Source organism: Streptomyces rubradiris, from assembly GCF_016860525.1.
GTDB lineage: Bacteria > Actinomycetota > Actinomycetes > Streptomycetales > Streptomycetaceae > Streptomyces > Streptomyces rubradiris.
This window is the reverse complement of record NZ_BNEA01000015.1, coordinates 1,236,178-1,254,407: the sequence shown is the minus strand read 5'-3', so window position 1 is coordinate 1,254,407 and position 18,230 is coordinate 1,236,178. Positions and strand designations below refer to the sequence as shown.

Here is an 18,230-nt window from a genome sequence, read left to right as displayed (position 1 = left end):
CGTGACAACGATGGTCTTCACCGTGATCCTCCTCGGAACACTGGATCGTGAGATCCCGCGCGGCGGAAGAGCTCCCGCCCACGGGCGGAACTCACCCCTGGACGCGGGGCGTTCGCGTTCCTACGGGGCGTTGTTCGTTTCCCGCGCCGGGGCGGGCACCGGGGCTTCCCCGGCCTTCGGTCCGGCCCCGGAGCCGGCCGTGGGGCGCATCCGTGACGCGACGACCAGGGTGAGGGCGACGACCACGGCCATGGCCAGGAAGACGTCGGAGTAGGCCGAGCCGCTGTGACCGGAATAGAGGGGGTTGACGGCGTCGCTGCCGCTCTGCTTCCTGGCGGACACCAGCACACCGAACACCGCGGGACCGGCGCCGGCCCCCAGGAACTGGGCCCCCTGGAGGATTCCCAGGCCGGCACCGATCCGCTCCGGGGGCAGTTCGCTCGCCGCGGCGCCGATGATGGTGGTCATCACGAGCATGAAGCCGATGCTCAGCCCGAGGATCCCGGCACCTGCGAAGATCACCGAAGAGCCGCCGGTGAAGGACGAGAGGAACAGCGAGAACAGCCCCATGACGCCCAGTCCGTAGAGCACCGGGACCCGCGTGCCGAAGCGGCCGGCGAGGCGTCCGATCCACGGTGAGAGGAGCGCGGTCACGACTCCGGCCGGAATCATGACCAAGGCGCCCCTGCCCGGGGCGAGCCCGTTGACCTCCACCAGCAGCAGCGGGACGAACACCAGGCCGCCGAGGTTGACGGCCATGACCAGGAACGCGACGAGGACGCCGGTCCGGTAGACGGGGTTGGCGAACAGCGACGGGGGAACGAACGGCTGGTCGATACGGACGGTGCGCACCCCGAAGAGCACGAGCGCCGCGATCGCGACCACCAAGCTGCTCCAGGACATGGGGTCGGTGAAGCCGGCGACCTGCGCCCGGGTCATACCGAACAGTGCGAGACCGGCTCCGAGGCCGAGGAGGGCGCCGCCGGGGAGGTCGAGCCGGCCGGAGCCCTGCGGAGTCTCGTCCGGGAGTACGCGCAGGGCGGGGAACAGCAGCACCAGCGAGACCACGAGCGTGATCCAGAACAGCGCGTGCCAGCCGAGCGCTTCCCCGATGCCGCCGCCCAACGCCGGTCCGGCGGCGGTGCCGACGCCCGCACCGGCGGAGACGACGCCGATCCCGGCACCGCGCCGCTCTGGCGGCAGCAGCGTCGTGACGGCGATGACCGAGAGCACCGGGATCGCGGCCGCGCCGACACCCGTCACGATCCGCCCGGTCACGAGCACTGCCAGATTCGGGGAGATCGCGCAGACCAGGCTCCCGGCGGCGTAGGCGAGGAGCGCGAAGGCGAAGAGACGGCGCAGGCTCACGCGGTCCGAAACGCGGCCGTACAGGGGGATGCCGACCGAGAACATCAGCAGGAAGCCGGTGACGACCCAGGCGAGTTCCGCCTCGGAGGCCCCGAACTCGGCCCCGATCGCGGGAAGCATCAGGTTGACCATGTCGCTGGCGGTGACCGTGGCCAGGATCGCCGGGGTCAGCACGGCCAGTAAGCCCAATCCTGCACCGGTCCGCTCGGTCGGTGTCGACGTGGAAGTCATACGAGGCCCTTCGAGTGACTTACTGCCACCAATGTGGTTACATTTAAGGGAGAAGAACGGCGGAGGGTGCTGCCTCCGCCGTCTGTTCAGCTGGTGACGCGTTGTGCTGCCTCGCGCTCGCTGTCCCGCACTTGCCGGACGAGGTGGGCGATCGTCGTCCGCCCGAGCCGTTCCTCCAGGGCCCGCTCCGCGTCCTGGAACTCCACCTCCAGCAGCTTCTGCATGTTCCGCCCGACCTCGCATTCGGCGCTCGGCGGATGCGGGTGCCGGGAGAGGATCGGCCCCGTCTCCACCGCCGTGTACGCGTCGTAGAGCGTGATCTCGCGGGTGGGGCGGGCGAGCGACCAGCCGCCGTTGCGCCCCTCGGTGGACCGGACCAGGCCGGCGTCGCGCAGGCTGCCGAGGATCCGCCGCACCAGGACCGGATTGCTGGCCAGGCTCTCCGCGATCTCCGCGGAGGTCAGCGAGCGGTCCCAGCGCCCCAGCATGGTGAGTGCGTGAATCGCGACCGCACTCCTGCTGCTGATGCTCACCGTGACTTCCTCCCGCCGGTCACCCCGCCAACCAAACTGTATTCACGCTAGTAGCAGTTTTGTGCGCGCGTCAACAGCTGCCAACGCGTATTGACACCCGCTTGAAGCGGGCCGCCCTGGGACCGGTTCATGCTGGCGGACGGGCGCGGCTACGAAACCGTGCACGTGTGACGTCACCACGGCCGGCGCCACTCCTTGTCCGGCGGAACCAGAGCATTGGCCGGGTTTGCCCTTCACAACGCAACTGCCGTTGTTCCAGAGGCGGAAGGACTTACGGCGATGTTGTCCACGGACGCGGGCCGCACCGCCACCCGGAGCGTCTCCTTCTTCGACGCGGCGGCCGAGGGCTTCGGCCCGCGCGAGAGGTGACCAGCTTCGACACCTCCGCGTCCCCCTCGCGGCCGGCCGGGGCGAACGGCGGGGTAATCGCCGGAGGAACAGTTCACCGGACCGCCGGTACGGCGACGACCGCCGCACCGGTCACGTCGTACCGGCGGTCCCCGGGTCACGCCTTGGGCGCGGCCTGCCGGACGAAGTCCTCCAGCGAACCAGGCTTCACCTGCGGGTACTTGGCGTTGTCAACGTTGTCGAACTTGGCCTTGCCCGTCACCATGCACCACTGGTACTGCAGACCCACGTACTCGAACGGGTTCTGGGTGGCGGCGGCCTTCCGGGTGATCTCCGCGCGCAGTTCGTCGGCGGTGCCGAGGTTCTTCAGGGTCAGGCCGCGGCCGGTGGCCCGCTCCAGGGTCTGGTGGAACTGGCGCATCGACAGCACCTCACCGGCGAACCGCTGGGTGCCCTTGGCCTCCGGGTCGAGGGCGACCGCGGCGGTGAAGGCGGCGGTGTCGGGGACCGAGGTCATGTCGAGCGGCTGGTCGGGGTCGCCCCAGTGGGAGACGGTACCCGCCTCCCAGTCGACGAGACCCATGAAGCCGATCATGACCTCGTAGAACGCGCCGTTGAGCACGGAGATCACGTCGAGGCTGGTGTCGCCGTACGCGGCCGCGGCCTTCCGGCGCCAGCCGATCATGACGTTGTCCTCGTCGTCCAGCTTGGTGATGTCGATCGCGAAGTCGGACGGGATGAAACGGCGGGCACCGGCCTGCTCTGCGGCACGCACCAGGTTCACCTGCCCGTCGATGATCAGGTCCGGGCCGCCCTGGATGGCCGAGACCACGGTGGTGGCGTCGCCGATCGCGGCGGCCAGCTTCTCCACCGGGTCGGTGATGTCACCCTCGACGAGCTCCAGTCCACGGGCCTGGAGCGCGGTGAGGGCCGCCTTCTTGTCGCCGTCGGTGCCCGGCCGGACCAGCGCGCGCACGGAGGCGCCCCTGTCCAGCAGGTTGCTGACGATCTGGCCGCCCAGCAGGCCGGTGGCGCCGGCCACGAAGATCTTGGATGCGGTGGTCATGGTGTTGTAGTTCTCCTCGGTAAGCCCCGGGCCACGGCCGGCCCGGACGAATGAGCGCAAGGTGCTTGCTGCGGAAGGTGGTTCACGGGATGAGCAGGGTCTTGCCGACGGTGCTGCGCGCCTCCACGGCGGCATGCGCCTCGGCCGCCCGCTCCAGCGGGTAGCTCTGGCCGATGACCGGCTTGATCTCGCCGGCGACCGCCAGGCCGAGCACGTCGGTGACCAGCTCGCGGGCGAACGCGGGCCGGTTCCAGATGAGACCCGCGCTGAAGCCGGTCAGGGTCAGGCCGCGGCCGAACAGCTCCATGGGCTTCACGTCGAGCGGCTGCCCGCTGGAGAAGCCGAACACGATCTGACGGCCGGCGCCGGGGGCGAGCAACGAGAAGGAGTCGCGCCCGAGTTCGCCGCCGACGTGGTCGTAGACGATCTCGACGGCGCCCCCGGCGGCCTGGCGTACCTGCTCGGTCCAGCCCGGCAGCGAGTAGTCGATGACGTGGTCGGCGCCCAGCTCCTTGACGAGGCCGAGCTTGGCGGCGCCGCGGGCCGTGCCGATCACCGTCGCGCCGGCCCGCTTGAGCAGCTGGACGAGGACCGTGCCGACGGCACCGGCCGCGGCCTGCACCAGGACCCGGTCGCCCGCGCCGACGCGTGCGGCGTCGATCAGGCCGCGGGCGGTGGCACCGTAGCGGTAGAGCGCGACGGCGTCGCGGAAGCCCAACCCGTCGGGCACCGGGACGAGTTCGTCGGCGGGCGCGGTGGCGAGCTCGGCATAGCCGCCGACACCGCCGGTCGTGGCGAGCACCCGGCTGCCGACGAGCGCCGTGTCGACACCCGGCCCGGCCTCGATGACCTCGCCCGCGATCTCCTTGCCGAGGATCACGGGCAGGGGCGCGTCGCCCAGGGCCCCGCGCATCATGCCGGAGCGGACCTGGGTCTCCAGGAACTGGATGCCGACGGCGGCCACCCGGATCGTCACCTCGCCCCGGGCGGGGCGCGGGTCGGGTACCTCGGCCACGGTCAGTCGGTCCGGAGGACCGAAATCTTTCAGCAGGACGGCACGCACCTGTCCTCACTCCTTCTTGGTGAATCGTGTACGGATTACTCGTCCGCGACGACGGGGACGAGCTGATGGCTGCCGAACCGGCCGCCGGTGCGGATATGACGTGGTCGCCGGCGTCGCGGGTGACGCGGTGTCCGGGCAGCACGCCGGTGACCACATGGCCCGCCTGGACGACGGCTTGGAGGCTTTCGCCCGGCTGGGCGAGCGTCGACGTGGGCCAGATCTCGATGCCGAGGGCGACCGGGACGCCCGGTTCGAGGAGCTCCTCGCGGTCGTGCCGGTGCGAGGGCTGCCACGGCGTGGAGCGCTGTTCGTCCAGGGCCCGGTGGCCGGCCCGCAGCCGGCCGAGGGCGGCGGGGCCGTTGTCGTACAGCATTGAAGAACGGGAACGGCACCTCCTGGTCCGTGGTTTCCTTCTTGCGCGGCGCGGCGCGGCGCGACGCGGCGCGGCGCGACGAAGACGTCGGCGTCGTCGGAGCCCCTCGCCGCCAGCCACAGCCGCAGCTTGGCGTGGCCGGTGAGCCGGGTCCGCTCGGTGAACCGGTAGCTGAGACGCGTCCCGCCCATCCCGTCGCCGTCCTAACCGGGTAACTCACCTCGGCCTCGGCCGGCGGCGGCTTGTCGGCCAGGGTGCCCGTGGCCGCGTCCAGGTGCCGCGGCACGTACTCGGCGCGGGTGATGGGCCACTCCCGTTCCTGCCCGACATGGCCGGCGTTCGCCCGTTCGCGCACCTCGGTGAGCACCTTCGGCCGCTCGGTCCAGTCGAAGAACTTCAGCCGGCCGGCGACGTCCTCGGAGGTGCACGGCCGCACAAGGTGCCCGCGTACGTCGTGGTAGCCGAGGCTGTGCCGGGCGAACACCGCCATGAAGCCGGTCTCGGGCCGGCCTGGCCCACCGTCTACCGGCGCTTTGCCCAGGGGAGCCGGGAGCGGGTGTGGGCCGGACTGCACCGGGTGATCCTGGACGGACTCGGCGCGCGGGGTGAGTGGGACTGGTCGCGCTGCGCGATCGGCGTCCGGGCGGCGGAAGGGGGGCCTTGACCGGACCGGATCCGACCGGCCGTGGCAAGCCGGGACCGAGAATCCACCTGATCGCCGACCGGAACGGCGTGCCGCCGTCGCTGGGGATCTCCGGCGCCAACCTGTACGACAGCCTCGGCCTGGAGCCGCTCGTGCGGGGTGTCCCGCCCATCCGTTCCCGCCGCGGGCCCCGCCGCCGGCGTCCGGCCAAGCTCCATGCCGACAAGGGCTACGACTCCGACCACCTTCGGAAATGGCTCCGCGAGCGTCGCATCCGCCACCGCGTCGCCCGCGAGTGCATCGAGTCCTCCCCGCGGCTGGGCCGCCACCGCTGGGTCGTCGAAAGAACCGTCTCCTGGCTGGCCGGATGCCGGCGCTTGCACCGACGTCACGAGCGCGAGGCCGAGCGCTCCGTGGCCTTCGTAGGCATCGCCGCAGCCCTCATCAGCTACCGCCGACTCACCAACCAAGGCGGCGTCTAAGTGGGTCACGGTCCCTACCCCTTCTTCTCGATCGCTTCGGCGAAGGCCGCCAGACGCGTGGCCAGGCTCTTGATGTCGGCGGTGCTCCAGTCCTCCATCAGCTCCGCCACGATGGCGGCCCGGGCCTGCCACAGCTTGCGGACGGCCTGCTTGCCGGCCCGGCTGACGCTCACCAACTGGGCGCGGGCGTCCGCCGGGTCGGGCTCGCGGACGATGAAGCCGCGGGCCTCCAGCCGCTTGGCGGGCGGGGTGAGCGTGGACTTGTCGACCTCCATCAGGTCCGCGAGGACCGACAGCCGCACGGGTGCGTGCTGGGAGATCTGTGCGAGCAACGTGTAGTCCCCGATGGACAGTTCGAGACCGGAGGCCGCCATGATGCGGCGCCGCGCCGCCGTGGAGAACATCCAGTTCCCCACCACGGCAAGGGCCGACGCCACCTCACCGGAGGCCGCGCGGTGCTCGTCCGGTCCGTCTGGTGGATTGGCTGACGTGCGTCCCATGTCCGGCACCGATCCCGCTTGGTTGGTTGTGACAAACCAACTATGACTCGGTGGTCCGGTCCCTGGCAAGTACGTTCTCTGTCGATCCGGGCCTCCAGGCGACGGTGAGCCAGGCTTGCGAGCGTCGCCGTACCGCAGTCGACATCAGCAAGTTCGCATGCCGGACGATCTCTCGCACGGCCGCTGGAGGTGGGCTTCGGGCGGGCCTTGTCGCCGAGGAGGGCGACGAGGCACGCCACTCGGCCCGCAGGGGAAACGGCCCCACGGCGCTCCCTGACCCGCCCGGCCCGGGCCTATGAGGGCCAGGGGGCAGCCGTGGTCGCGAAATGGCCGGATCACGTCACTCGTCGGGGGGATCGCCTGCGCGGCGGTCCCGGTGATCTCTACGGTGGGCGGGAGACGTCCGGAACGTGGGGGAGTGCTGTGGAAGCGGAAATCCTGGCCCTGGCAGGCATGGGCGCGAGCAGTCTCGTGACGCTGGCGCTGCAGGATCTGTGGGGATGGGGCAGGAGACGCTTCGCGACGCTGCTCGGGCGGGGCGCGCCCGCGGACGAGGCGGCGGCCGAGGAGGAACTGGAGCGGTCCCGGCGCCAGTTGCTGGACGCCCGGCGCGCCGGCGACGAGGACACGGCCGACGCCGTCGAGGAAGCGTGGGCCGAGCGCCTGCGGGACCTCCTGGCCTCCCACCCGGAGGCCGGGCACCGGCTGCGGGAGGTGGTCGCGGCGACGATCGAGCGCAGCCCCGCCCCGGTCGCGCTCGGCCACATCCTGCACTACGTCAACCACGTCCCCGTCTTCCAGGCGATGAACGACCACTGGGCACGCTGCACCGAGGCACGCGCCACCACCGCGATGTTCCTGTGCGGACTGCCCGGCGTCGGCAAGCGGACCACCCTGCGCCGCTGGCTGCAGTCCCACCGGGACGACCTGCCCGGCGAGCTGCTCCAGGCCGACCTCGCCCCGGACGAGCGCGGACGCCCCGCCGACCCGGCGGCCGTCCTGGAACGCTGGCTGGCCCAGCTCGGCGTGGCCCGCGAAGACCGCCCGGCCGACGCCGACGCGAAGGCGGCCCTGGTACGGCGGCAACTGCGCGCCCGGCCGGCCGTGCTGGTCCTGGAGAACGTGAGCAGGCCCGCCGAAGTCAGGCCCCTGCTCCCGGACTCCGCGGGGCACGTCGTGCTGATGACCGGCCAGCGGGTGCCGCTCGGGCTGGACGCCCTGCTGGACTTCGAACCCGTGGAGATCGCCCCGCTGAAGGACGAACACGCCCTGGAACTCCTGCTGAAGGTCAGCCGCAGCACCGAACACCCCGACCGGCTGCGGCCCGTCGTCCGGCACCTGGGCGGGCTGCCACTGGCCCTGCGCCTGGTCGCCGGGCAGCTCAGGACACCGGGGCCGGGCACCCTGGAGGACATCACCGCCCGGCTCGCCGACCGGACCACACGATGGGAACTGCTCGCCGTGGACGACACCCACGACCTGCCCGGCGCACTCGACCTCGCCTACGAACGCCTCGGCGCCGACGCCGCCCTCCTCTACCGGCGCCTCGGCACCCTGCCCCGGACCGGCATCCACCTGGACACCGTGCACGCGCTCACCCCGGACCGGGAACCGGCCACCGCCCGGCGCGCCCTGCACGAACTGCTCTCCGCGCGGCAGCTGGAGCGCGACGGCGTGGACACCTACCGCCTGCACCCCCTCGTCCACGACCACGCGGCGGCCCGCGCGGAGCGGGAGGACACCGACGCCGAACGCGACGCCGTGACGGGCTGGTTCGTCCGCCATCTGCGGCAGACGGCAGAGGCCGCCGAAGCGGCGCTGTCCTCCCGCTGGCGTTACGACCCCGGCCACGCCTACCCGGACGTACCGCGCACCCCCGAGCAGGGCGCCCGCGCCGAACGCGAACTCGCCCGGCGCCGCGACGGGTTGCTCGCCGCCGTCCGCCTCGCCCACGCCACCGGACGGTACGAGGAGGCGTGGCGGCTGTGCCAGGCGCTGTGGACCTTCTGCCTGCGCACCGGCAGCCACGCCGAGTGGATCGAGTCCCACGAGACCGGCCTCGCCGCGGCCCGCGCCGACGGTGACCGGCTGGCGGTGGCGCGCATGCACTTCCAGCTGGGCTTCGCCCGCCTGGACCGCTGGAGCCTCGCCGAGGACGACCCGCGCCGCGCCCGCGAACACCTCGAAGCCGCACGGGAGTCGGTGCGCGGCGACGGCACCGGCCGGGGCGAGGGCGAGGCCCGTACGGAGTCCAGTGCGCTGGAGGCGCTCGGGCTGCTGGAACTGAAGCTGGACCGCCCGCGGCAGGCCCTCGGCCTCCTCGCCGACGCCGAGACGGCGCTCGGTGACCTCGCCCACCCGCGCGGGCGCGCCCTGCTCGCCTACCACAAGGGCGCCGCGTACACCGCGCTGGGCCTTCACGACGACGCCGAACGGACCCTGCGGGAGGCCCGCGAGCGGTTCCGGCGGCTGGGGGACGGACCGGACATCGCGCTCAACATCGGCAAGTCCTGGCTGCGGTACGCGCGGGACCGGCTGGCCTGCGCCCGGCCCGAGGAGGCGCTGCGGGCGCTGGACGAGGCGGTCACCGCCATCGAGAAGGGCGGCTCCGGCTACTTCCTCGCGGTAGCGCGCCTGCTGCGGGGCGACGTTTACCGGCGGCTGGGGGACGAGCGGCGGGCAGCCGCCGACTGGGCCGCCGCCGGCACGCTGTTCGAACAGGCCCGCAGTCCCCGTGCGGAGGAGGCCCGGCGCCGCCTCGGCAACAGCCCCGTCCGCTCAGCGGACGGTGAACTCGACTAGCCCGGCCTCGGGATGGTCACCGGCCCGCACGGTCACCCGCGCCCGGACGCCGGGCCGGAGCGGGGCCGGGCCGGACCGCACCCAGGCGTACGCGGCCGAGGCCGCGACGGCGAACGACGCCCAGGCGGGGCGCGCGGTCCAGCGGGCCCGGAGCCGGGTGCCGTCGTCGAACAGCGCCGTACAGCCGTGACCGGACTCCTCGACGGCCACGGCCCCGCACCCCGGGAAGCGCCGGGTGAGGAAGGACCCGCTCACCTCGTCCGGGAGCAGCCCGCGCTCGGCGGGCACCAGCAGCACGTCGGCGGAGCGCGGCCAGCGGGGATCGGGATCGTCGGGGTCGGCGGCGAGGTGCGCGTCGGCGAGGTGACGGCTCTGGGTGCGCTGCGCCGTGGCCGGGAAGCGCCGGATCCGGACCGTGACACCGCCGTCGTGCCCGGCGTCGACAGCGGCGGTGACGAGGGCGGCCGGCAGGTGCGGGAGCCGGGGCGCGGCGGGGCCGGGGGAGGGGACGGGTATCGCGCGGGTGGCCGCCGGGTGCGCGGGCTCCGGCAGCTTCAGCCAGGTGTAGAACAGCCGGCGCAGTCGCCGGGCCGACTCGCCGGGCGCCGATGACACGCTCTGCCGGAGCGCGGCCAGTTCCGGGTCGTCCGGCTGGGCGCGCGCCGCGTGCAACAGCTGGGGCAGCAGGGGTACGGCGCGGGAGAGGCGGGGGAGGTGTCGGCCGAGGCGGTCCATGGGGGAGCCGGGGGCCACGGCGGAATCGCTGAAGGCGCCGAGAACACACGGAATTCCCAGGGCGGTGCCGTACATGGTGAGCGATCCGTGGTCGCCGATGAGGAAATCGGCCGCGCACAGGGCGGCTTTCCAGGTTTCGGTCTCCGGTGCCGGGAGTAGCATTCCGGATTCGGTCAGCGGGGCGAGCCAGTGGTGTATCTGCCAGGCGCCGTGGCCGTACCACGCATTGGGGTGTACGGCGGCGAGAACGCGGAATTCGTCGGCCGGGAGTTCGGCGAGCGCGCGGCGCAGCACATCCGCCCCGGGCGCGCCGAGCACCGAGTCACGGCCCCAGGTCGAGGAGACGACCACCAGGCGCTGACCGGGCAGTAGTCCGAGGGCGCGCCGGTAGGCCGCCCGGAAGGGCAGTCCGGCGCGGAGCTGGTCGAGACACGGATCGCCGGCGACGACGGCGCGGGGAACCGCCTCGGGGCAGCCGTCCGCGAGCCGCCGCAGCTGCTCGTCATGGGACAGTACGATCGCGGCCGGCACGACCCGCCCCTCATGGACCAGCCACTCCGACGTCAGCCCGAACGCTCCCGGCTCCCGGCTCCCGGCTCCCGGCTCCCGGCTCCCGGCTCCCGGCTCCCGGCTCCCGGCTCCCGGCTCCCGGCTCCCGGCTCCCGGCTCCCGGCTCCCGGCTCCCGGCTCCCGGCTCCCGGCTCAAAACCTTATTGTATCCGGCCCCGTGTGGCGCGCCTATGAGCGGAAAAGGAAGTCTGTGCAATTCCCCGCCGCGGCTCGTGGCCACGGCGAGATCGAACGGCTGGGACAGCGCCTCCTGCCAGGAAATCCGGGCCATTCCGCGCGAGGTGAGGAATTCCTCCGTCCCGCCGTCGAGTTCGGAGGAACCGGTGCGCGTGAAGAACACCTGGATCCGCTCGTCGCCCTCGAAGACGGCCAGCAGATCCAGCAGCCGCGTGGCGGACGTGATGTTGTGCACGACGCCGAGCACACTGCGCTCGGCGACCACCGTGCTCCACCGCGGTCCGTCCTTCCGCAACGGCAGCGGCAGCCGGCCCGTCTCCCGCACGCGCACTCCCGGCCACGATCGGCTCACCCTGTCGGAGCACACGATAGTCATGCCGGGTACACGCCACCGTCATGTGCCGGCCACGACCCCGTGTGCTCAGGACACCAGCCCGACGTGCGCCAGCGCCTGCTTCAGCAGCACCCCGTGGCCGCCCGGCATCTCGCTCTGCACGGCCCGGGAGGCGGCCTCCTGCGGGGTGAACCAGACGAGGTCCAGCGCGTCCTGGCGGGGCCGGCAGTCACCGGTGACCGGCACGATGTAGGCCAGGGACACCGCGTGCTGGCGCGGGTCGTGGTACGGCGTGATGCCCGCCGTCGGGAAGTACTCCGCGACCGTGAACGGCTGGAGGGAGGCGGGGACGCGGGGCAGCGCGACCGGGCCGAGGTCCTTCTCCAGGTGGCGCAGCAGCGCGTCGCGGACCCGCTCGTGGTGCAGGACCCGGCCGGAGACCAGGGTCCGGCTGACCGTGCCGTCCGGGCCGATGCGCAGCAGCAGCCCGATGCTGGTGACCTCACCGCTGTCGTCCACGCGCACCGGCACGGCCTCGACGTACAGGATCGGCATCCGGGCCCTGGCCATCTCCAGCTCGTCCGTGGTCAGCCAGCCGGGCGTGGTCTCGGTCATGTCAGACATTGCTTGATCATACTTTCCGGGTGGGGAGCCCGCCGGGATCGCGGGCCGGTTCGGACAGGGGCGGCCCGTACACCCGCCGGGCGTTGTCGCGGCCCGTCCAGTGCGCGATCCGCAGGGCGTCGGCCGGGCTCAGCTCGTCGGCGTCCACCCGGTCCTGCAGCAGACCGGCGAGGCCCCGGCGGAAGCACAGGGCGCCCAGGTGGTGGAACTCGGCCACACCGTAGGCGTCGGAGCTGTACAGCAGTTTGCGGAACGGGGTCACCTCCAGTGCCTCCTCCAGCACCGCCCGGCAGCGGGCCGGGCCGGTGTGGTGCAGGGCGAGGCCGACGTCCAGGTACACGTGCTCGAACACCGCCGACAGGTACGCCGCCTGCCGGTGGTACGGCCAGCAGTGCAGCAGCAGGACCGGGATCGTGCCGGCCGTCCGGTGCAGCCAGTCGGTGAGCAGGGTGGGGTCGGCGCGGTGCAGCCGCAGGTCCGCGTCGCCGAACCCGGTGTGCAGTTGCAGCGGCAGCCCCAGATCGACGGCGGTCCACAGCAGATGCCGTACCAGCACCGGGTCGGCCAGGCGTCCGTCGCGCGCCGGCCGGTGCCGGACCGCCCGGGTCACCTCGGCGTCCGTGGGGCGCTCGGGGTCCAGGGCGAAGCCCGTGCGGTAGGCCGCGACCGACTTCACCGCCACCACGCCCGGCCGCCGTACGGCCTCCTCGGCGGCGGCGCGGAACACGGCCGCGTACTCGCCCGCTTCCACGCCCCGCGCCAGGACCGCCTCGGCGACCCGCTCCAGCCGTACCACCTCGCGGGCGGTGGCGCCGGCCGCCGCCGCCAGTTCGGTGGGCGTGGTGAGCGGGTGCGCGGTGAAGCCGGTGTCCACGCAGAACACCTCGGCCCCGGCCGCCGTGAGGAACCGCCGGTTGACCTCCCGCCAGCCGAGCTCCGCGCGCCGGGCCGCGTAGTCGGCGGGCGGGGCGTGCCGGGGCAGGTCCAGCAGAGGCGCGCAGTGCCGGCGCACGGCCACGCCGGCGGGGGTGTCGAAGGGGGAGACGCCGGGCCAGGCCGCGCCCTCGGTGAGCAGGGACGCGAACTGGGCGGCGGTCAGATCGGCGGTCACCGCGCCGTGGCAGTGGTGGTCCACCAGCGGCAGCGCGGCGAGGGCCTCGTGGACCGGTCCCGGGGCGGCCACGGTCAGTACGCCCAGCGGTAGAACGCCGCCAGCGCGGTGGGGGAGAGCCCTTCCACGGCCGCCGCCTCGCCGAGCCGTACGGCGCTCACCGCGTCGGCGAGGACCGGGCCCAGCGCGGCCCGCAGCACCGGGTCCGCGCGGAACTCCTCCACGGCCCGCGGCAGCGATCGCGGGAGCCGTCGTACGCCCAGCGCGGCCGCCTCGTCGGGGCCGTACCGTACCGGGTCGCCGGTGATCTCCCCGGGCAGCGGGCGGCCGGCCGTGATGCCGTCGAGCCCGGCGGCGATCACACAGCCGAGGGCCAGATACGGGTTGGCGGCCAGGTCGACGGGCTTGACCTCCAGGTTGGCGTCCCGGTCCCGGCGGCCCGCGGTGCCGGTGACGACCCGCACGGCGGCCTCGCGGGTCTCCCGGCCCCAGGCGGTGAACACCCCCGCCCACTGGGAGGGCTGGAGCCGCAGATAGCTGGCCGGGCTCGGCGCGGTCACCGCGGTCAGGCCGGGCAGATGGGCGAGGATCCCGGCCAGGAACGCCTCGGCCGTGGCCGTCATGCCGTACCGGCCCTCGCCGCCGGAGTGCAGGTTCACCCCGTCCCGCCAGCAGGACAGGTGCAGGTGACCGCCGTTGCCGACCCCCTCGGGGAGGTAGGCCGGCGCGAAGGAGACCCGCAGCCCGTGCCGCTGGGCCACCGCCCGGATCGTCTGCCGCACCAGCACGCTGCGGTCGGCTGCCGCCACCGGGTCCAGCGCGCCCACCGACACCTCGAACTGCGCCGGCGCGTACTCGGGATGGATCTGGTCGACGTCCACGCCCTGGGCGGCGAGCGCGGCCAGCAGATCGGCGGTGTAGTCGCTCAGCTCCACCTGCCGGACGGCGCCGTAGGCCGGCCCGGTGGCCGCCGGGACGAACTCGTCGGCGGGTGCCGAACCGGCGCCGACGGCCCACTCGATCTCGATCGCCGCCTTGAAGGCGAGGCCGTGCCGGTCGGCGGCGTCCGTGACGGTCCGGCGCAGGAAGGTCCGGGCGCAGCCGGGGTGCCGCTCACCCTCCTGGGTGATCCGGTCCACCGGCGCCCAGGCCCAGCCGGGCTGTCCGGCCAGCGGCACGAGGTGGTCGAGGTCGGGGAAGAGCCTGAGGTCGCCGTCGGGGGAGCCGAGGACGTCGGTGGTGACGATGGAGTCGTCGGCGAGGAACGTGTCGAACACCGGCGACATGCCGACCCCCCACGCCACGGCCGCCTCCAGCCGTGCCGTCGGGATGGTCTTGACCCGGCAGACGCCCGCCGTGTCCACGTACGCCAGGACGATGCCGTGCACGCCCCGGGCCGCCAGGTCCGCGGTGAGGGCGGGCACCCGGTCCAGGTCGCCGGGGCGGCCACCGGGTCGGGGGTCGGCGAGCGTGGTCATGCGTCCTCCTCGGCGGGCCCGGCCGGCGGGGGACGGCCGGGCCCCGGGGTCAGGGTTTCACGGCGACCGCGCCGTACTGCGGCACCACGGCGGCCTCCGCCGCGGCGCGCCACCGCGAGCACGGCACGAGTCCGGGCTCGACCGGCTCCAGGCCGTCGAGGAAGCCGGCGATCTCGGCGTGGCCGCGGGCGGTGATCGGCGGGGTGGCGTGGGCGTTCCAGAACTCCATCGCGGCGACGTTGCCCGCGCCGCCCGCCTCGGCGTCGTAGGTCGGGTGGGTGAGCACCAGGTGGCTGCCGGAGGGGACGGCCGCCATGATCCGCCGCACGATGTCCCGGGCCTCGCCGGTGTCCGGCACGAAGTTGAGGATGCCCAGCATCATCACCGCGACCGGTTGGTCCAGGTCGAGGGTCCGGGCGGCGTCCCGCATGATGACGTCCGGGTCGCGCACGTCGGCGTCGAGGTAGTCGGTGACGCCCTCGGGGGAACTGGTCAGCAGCGAGCGGGCGTGCACCAGCACGATCGGGTCGTTGTCGACGTACACGATCCGCGACTCGGGCGCGATCCGCTGGGCTATCTCGTGGGTGTTGTCGGCCGTGGGCAGCCCGGTGCCGATGTCGAGGAACTGCCGTATCCCGCGCTCGGCGGCCAGGAACCGCACCGCCCGGCCCAGGAAGTCCCGGTCCGCGCGGGCCACCGCCCGGATCACCGGGAACATCCCGGCGATGTGGTCGCCCACCCGCTGGTCGACCTCGTAGTTGTCCTTGCCGCCCAGCCAGTGGTTCCAGACCCGTGCGTTGTGCGCCACGCTGGTGTCCAGCCGTGCCGTCCCGGCCGTCGGGGAGTGCCCCTCGCTCACCTGTCCGCCCTTCTCACATGCGGTTCGTCCGCCGTCATTGTCCCTCCCGTTGATCGTTCTGTCCCGGGAAACGGATCACCCGGAGAGACGGATGCGCCGGGAACGCACCCCCGGGCGGTCCGGGGCCCGTCGGGCGGATGAGGAACACTGGACCGGTATCCCCGCACCCGACCGGAAGCAGCACATGTCCGCCATACCCGCCCCCTTCCTCGACACCGCCGCGCTGCCCGCGGGCCCCGCCGACATCCGGCTGATCGTCACCGACATGGACGGCACGCTGCTGGACGACGCCAAGCGGATCCCCGACGGGCTGTGGCCGATGCTCGCCGAGCTGCGCCGCCGCGGGGTGCTGTTCAGCCCGGCCAGCGGACGGCAGTACGCGACCCTGCACCGGCAGTTCGAGCGGGTCGCCGAGGGCATGGTGTTCATCGCGGAGAACGGCACCTACGTGGTCCGCGACGGCGTGGAGCTCAGCTCCGACCCGCTGGACGGACCCGTCGCGGTGGAGATCGCACGGACGGTACGAGGGCTCGCCGCGGGCGGCGCGGACGTCGGCGCCGTCCTGTGCGGCAAGCGGGCGGCGTACGTCGAGCGGACCGACGAGGCGTTCCTCGCCGAGGTGCGCCAGTACTACGCCCAGCACCGGGTCGTCGAGGACGTCACCGCCGTCGAGGACGACATGATCAAGGTGGCGGTGTTCGACTTTGCGTCCGCCGAGCACACCGTCGCCCCGGCCCTCGCCCCCTTCGCCGGCACCCACCAGGTCGTCGTCTCCGGCGAGCACTGGGTGGACGTGATGAACCGCACCGCGAACAAGGGCACCGCCCTGCGCCGTCTGCAGCGGGCGCTCGGCGTCACGCCCGCCCAGACCATGGTGTTCGGCGACTACCTGAACGACCTGGAGATGCTCGACGCCGCCGAGTGGTCCTTCGCCATGGCCGGCGCCCACCCCGAGGTGATCCGCCGGGCCCGGCACCTGGCCCCGTCCAACAACGACGCCGGCGTGCTGCGGACGATCGCCCACGTGCTGGGCCTCTGACCGGGTTCAGGGCTTGAGCGCGACCCCGCCGTACAGCGAGACCGGGCCGTCCCCGGCCGGCGGCTCCTCGGGGCGCCACCGCGACACCGGGACGATGCCCGGCTCCAGCAGGCCGAGCCCGTCGAAGAACGCGCCCACCTCGGCGTGCGAGCGGGCCACCAGGGTCACCCCGCCGGCCGCGTAGGCGGCGATGCCCTTGCGTACGTTCTCCGGCTCGAAGTCGGCGGTCATGGTCGACAGCACGAGGGCGCTGCCCGGGGCCAGCGCCTCGACCAGCGTGCGGACCAGGTCGTGGGCGCCGTCCTCGTCGGCGACGAAGTGCAGCAGGGCGATGAGGGAGAGGGCCACCGGGCGGCCGAAGTCGAGGACACGCGCGGCCTGTTCCAGGATGGTGTGCGGATCGCGGGCATCGGCCTGCACGTACTCCGTCACGCCCTGCGGGGTGCCGCGCAGCAGGGCGCTCGCGTGGGCGAGCACGATGGGGTCGTTGTCGACGTAGACCACGCGGGCGTCCGGGACCACCGACTGGGCGATCTGGTGCAGGTTGGGTTCGGTCGGTATGCCGGTGCCGATGTCCAGGAACTGGCGGATGCCGGGCCCGGCCGCCAGCGCGCGGGTGGCCCGGCGCATGAACGCCCGGTTGGCGCGGGCGGCCTTCGGCGCCGAGCCCCCGTCGATCGCCGCGATGCGCCGGCCCAGTTCCTCGTCGACCGGGTAGTTGTCCTTGCCGCCGAGGTACCAGTCGTACACCCGGGCCGGATGCGGCCGCGTGGTGTCGATGACCCGGTCCGTGTCCTGGATGTCCGCTCCGGTCTCCGTCATGCGCAGGCTCCTCCCCGTTTCGGTCCCGGCGATCGGTGTCCGGGTCGCGCGGGGAGCAGTCTGGCACGGTCAGCCGGCGCGGCGCAGACAGTCCTCGGCCACCCGTTCGTCGAGCGCCGCCCGGACCAGCGCGGCGGCCAGTACGGCAGGCTGGCTGTCCCGGGCCAGGCCGGTCAGCTTCCGCGGGTCCTCGGGCAGGCCGAGCCGCCCGGCGCCGGACAGCGCCTTGCCGTCCAGGTACGGCGCCACGTCCGGCCACACCCGCTGCGCCTCGCGCAGGAAGATGTCGGCGCCGGCCGGCCCGATGCCCGGCTCCTCCTGGAGTAGCTCCCGCAGTGTGCCGACGTCGCCCTCCGCCTCCCGGTGCAGCCGGCGCAGATCGCCGCTCCAGCGCCGGCCGAGCAGCTCGGCGCCGTCCCCGAGCTGGGTGGCCGTCCGCTCGTCGTACCGCCGGTAGCCGCCCCGGCCGAGCGCGTCCACCCGCCGCTGCCATCCGGCCTCGGCCATCCGGCGCGGGCTGTCCAGGTGCTCCTCGTGCAGGGCGCGGGCGGTGGCCACCGCGACCGAGGTTCGGATGCGGGCGCTGAGCAGCAGGGACAGCACCAGCAGCCGGTACAGCGGCTGCGGGGTGTCCTTCAGCCGGATGCCCGCCTCCTCGGCGAACGTCCGCCCGTGCTCGGACACCAGCTCCCGCAGCACGCGCTCGTCGCGGTTCATCGCCTACGGCTTGAGCGGGTCGTGGCCCAGCGTCATCAGCCGGTGCCGGCGGCCGGTGTCCCCGGCGCTCTCCGGCTCGGGCTCGTTCTCCGCGTCCACCAGCTCACCGACCGTGTCGACGACCTGCCGCATGACCCGTACGTCGTCCTCGGTCAGGTCGGTGCGGCGCTTCCGCAGGAGGGCCAGGACGTGCTGCCCGGTCTCGCCGCCCGCCCGCTCCGGCAGCGGTTCGCTCTCCTCGTCGGCGTCCCGGACCTTCAGCCAGGCCGCGAGCTCCGCCGAGCTCATGTTGACCACGCGGTGGAAGTCGTCCCACAGCGCTTCGAATTCCAGCGAGTCGGCCATGGTTGTCCCC

Annotated in this window: 15 protein-coding genes and 3 pseudogenes; 3 read left to right on the top strand and 15 right to left on the bottom strand. The window is 73.4% G+C overall.

Annotated features, from left to right (window positions below; translation table 11 throughout):
* Positions 1 to 120: 120 nt before the first annotated feature.
* The 6 genes and pseudogenes from Srubr_RS18855 to Srubr_RS42055 form a co-directional block, all read right to left on the bottom strand.
* On the bottom strand, positions 121 to 1,542 hold the full coding sequence (locus Srubr_RS18855) for an MFS transporter (protein WP_203855039.1): 1,422 nt from the start codon (positions 1,540 to 1,542) through the stop codon (positions 121 to 123).
* 143 nt (positions 1,543 to 1,685) lie between these two features.
* Entirely contained in the window at positions 1,686 to 2,132 is a 447-nt protein-coding gene (locus Srubr_RS18850; RefSeq protein WP_229926975.1) for an RrF2 family transcriptional regulator, read from the bottom strand.
* A 505-nt stretch (positions 2,133 to 2,637) separates the two neighbouring features.
* Positions 2,638 to 3,546, bottom strand: coding sequence for an NmrA family NAD(P)-binding protein (locus Srubr_RS18845; protein WP_189999254.1), 909 nt, complete (start codon positions 3,544 to 3,546; stop codon positions 2,638 to 2,640).
* 82 nt (positions 3,547 to 3,628) lie between these two features.
* The gene (locus tag Srubr_RS18840) at positions 3,629 to 4,561 is read right to left on the bottom strand and encodes a quinone oxidoreductase family protein (protein WP_229926976.1); all 933 of its coding nucleotides are present in this window, start codon (positions 4,559 to 4,561) and stop codon (positions 3,629 to 3,631) included.
* A 262-nt stretch (positions 4,562 to 4,823) separates the two neighbouring features.
* Positions 4,824 to 4,982: pseudogene (locus tag Srubr_RS42060) on the bottom strand (hypothetical protein); the annotation flags it as partial.
* A gap of 56 nt (positions 4,983 to 5,038) precedes the next feature.
* Positions 5,039 to 5,173: pseudogene (locus tag Srubr_RS42055) on the bottom strand (CocE/NonD family hydrolase C-terminal non-catalytic domain-containing protein); the annotation flags it as partial.
* 305 nt (positions 5,174 to 5,478) lie between these two features.
* Between Srubr_RS42055 and Srubr_RS18825 the strand changes: the two are divergent.
* Positions 5,479 to 6,107 (top strand): annotated as a pseudogene (locus Srubr_RS18825) (IS5 family transposase); the annotation flags it as partial.
* A 14-nt stretch (positions 6,108 to 6,121) separates the two neighbouring features.
* On the opposite strand, the gene Srubr_RS18820 reads toward Srubr_RS18825, so the two are convergent.
* Positions 6,122 to 6,607, bottom strand: a complete 486-nt coding sequence (locus tag Srubr_RS18820) for a MarR family winged helix-turn-helix transcriptional regulator (RefSeq protein ID WP_189999260.1) — start codon at positions 6,605 to 6,607, stop codon at positions 6,122 to 6,124.
* Between the two features lie 423 nt (positions 6,608 to 7,030).
* On the opposite strand from Srubr_RS18820, the gene Srubr_RS18815 reads away from it, so the two are divergent.
* Positions 7,031 to 9,409, top strand: coding sequence for a tetratricopeptide repeat protein (locus Srubr_RS18815; protein ID WP_189999262.1), 2,379 nt, complete (start codon positions 7,031 to 7,033; stop codon positions 9,407 to 9,409).
* On the opposite strand, the gene Srubr_RS18810 is transcribed toward Srubr_RS18815, so the two are convergent.
* The 5 genes from Srubr_RS18810 to Srubr_RS18790 form a co-directional block, all read right to left on the bottom strand.
* Entirely contained in the window at positions 9,386 to 10,675 is a 1,290-nt protein-coding gene (locus Srubr_RS18810; RefSeq protein WP_189999264.1) for a hypothetical protein, read from the bottom strand. The two genes, Srubr_RS18815 and Srubr_RS18810, sit on opposite strands and share 24 nt — an antisense overlap.
* Positions 10,676 to 11,312: 637 nt before the next feature.
* Positions 11,313 to 11,840 (bottom strand): NUDIX hydrolase family protein, encoded by a 528-nt coding sequence (locus Srubr_RS18805; RefSeq protein WP_189999304.1) that lies wholly within the window; start codon positions 11,838 to 11,840, stop codon positions 11,313 to 11,315.
* A gap of 16 nt (positions 11,841 to 11,856) precedes the next feature.
* Positions 11,857 to 13,032 carry an amidohydrolase family protein gene (locus Srubr_RS18800; RefSeq protein WP_189999265.1) on the bottom strand — a complete coding sequence of 392 codons (1,176 nt, stop codon included), beginning with the start codon at positions 13,030 to 13,032 and terminating at the stop codon, positions 11,857 to 11,859.
* Between the two features lie 2 nt (positions 13,033 to 13,034).
* Positions 13,035 to 14,438: a type I glutamate--ammonia ligase gene (locus Srubr_RS18795; RefSeq protein WP_189999268.1), complete on the bottom strand. Its 1,404-nt coding sequence runs from the start codon at positions 14,436 to 14,438 to the stop codon at positions 13,035 to 13,037.
* A gap of 49 nt (positions 14,439 to 14,487) precedes the next feature.
* Positions 14,488 to 15,297: an SAM-dependent methyltransferase gene (locus Srubr_RS18790; RefSeq protein ID WP_189999270.1), complete on the bottom strand. Its 810-nt coding sequence runs from the start codon at positions 15,295 to 15,297 to the stop codon at positions 14,488 to 14,490.
* A 184-nt stretch (positions 15,298 to 15,481) separates the two neighbouring features.
* On the opposite strand from Srubr_RS18790, the gene Srubr_RS18785 reads away from it, so the two are divergent.
* Entirely contained in the window at positions 15,482 to 16,336 is an 855-nt protein-coding gene (locus tag Srubr_RS18785) for a Cof-type HAD-IIB family hydrolase (RefSeq protein WP_189999272.1), read from the top strand.
* 6 nt (positions 16,337 to 16,342) lie between these two features.
* Here Srubr_RS18785 and Srubr_RS18780 read toward each other — a convergent pair whose 3' ends face one another.
* From Srubr_RS18780 to Srubr_RS18770, 3 genes are all read right to left on the bottom strand, one after another.
* Positions 16,343 to 17,158, bottom strand: coding sequence for an SAM-dependent methyltransferase (locus Srubr_RS18780; protein WP_189999274.1), 816 nt, complete (start codon positions 17,156 to 17,158; stop codon positions 16,343 to 16,345).
* A gap of 69 nt (positions 17,159 to 17,227) precedes the next feature.
* Positions 17,228 to 17,875: an HhH-GDP family DNA glycosylase gene (locus tag Srubr_RS18775; protein WP_189999275.1), complete on the bottom strand. Its 648-nt coding sequence runs from the start codon at positions 17,873 to 17,875 to the stop codon at positions 17,228 to 17,230.
* A 3-nt stretch (positions 17,876 to 17,878) separates the two neighbouring features.
* A complete protein-coding gene (locus tag Srubr_RS18770) occupies positions 17,879 to 18,220 on the bottom strand; it encodes a DUF3140 domain-containing protein (protein ID WP_189999276.1) in 342 nt (113 codons plus the stop codon).
* Positions 18,221 to 18,230: the final 10 nt, after the last annotated feature.